Source organism: Rhodococcus sp. R1101 (assembly GCF_000278445.1).
Classification (GTDB): Bacteria; Actinomycetota; Actinomycetes; order Mycobacteriales; family Mycobacteriaceae; genus Rhodococcus; species Rhodococcus gordoniae.
This window is the reverse complement of sequence record NZ_AJVB01000914.1, coordinates 1-567: the sequence shown is the minus strand read 5'-3', so window position 1 is coordinate 567 and position 567 is coordinate 1. Positions and strand designations below refer to the sequence as shown.

Annotated in this window: 2 protein-coding genes; both read right to left on the bottom strand. The window is 67.2% G+C overall.

What is annotated here, in order from left to right; all coding sequences use genetic code 11:
• A partial coding sequence (locus R1101_RS0125185) for an ATP-binding cassette domain-containing protein (protein WP_016935853.1) occupies positions 1 to 363 on the bottom strand: 363 nt, incomplete at its 3' end.
• Positions 363 to 567: MetQ/NlpA family ABC transporter substrate-binding protein (locus R1101_RS28965; protein ID WP_037225384.1), on the bottom strand; the 205-nt coding region annotated here is incomplete at its 5' end. The genes R1101_RS0125185 and R1101_RS28965, both read right to left, overlap by 1 nt.

The window sequence follows — 567 nt, the reverse complement described above, 5'->3', positions numbered from 1 at the left end:
TTTCCGTCGCTGCTCCTTGCTCACCCCGGCTACCTCGAGCGGGAACTCCACGTTCCGGATCACCGTGCGCGAATGCAGCAGGTTGAACTGCTGGAAGACCGTCCCGATCCGGCGACGGGCCGCACGCAGATCGGCTCCGGACAACGTCGACAGATCGTCCTTGCCGAGCAGGATCCGTCCCGAGGTGGGCCGCTCGAGCAGGTTCAGGCAGCGCAACAGGGTGGACTTGCCGGATCCGGACGGGCCCACGATGCCGTAGATCTCGCCGTCCGGGATCTCGAGCGACACCCCTCGCAGCGCCGCGACCTCCCCGGAGCGCCCGGCTCCGGGGAAGGTCTTGACGAGGTTCTCGACGACGATCATCAGTTCGTCGGGTGAACCGGAAGCACGGCGCCGGAGTAGGTCTCCTCGATCCAGGCAGCCGTCTCGGGCGATTCGAGAGCCTCGGCAAGGGCGGTGACGGCCGGGTCGTTCTCGTTCTCGGCCCGCACGACGAGCAGGTTGGAGAAGGGGTTGTTCTCCACCTTCTCGGTGACGATGGCGTCGTCGGCCGGATCGAGGCCGGCT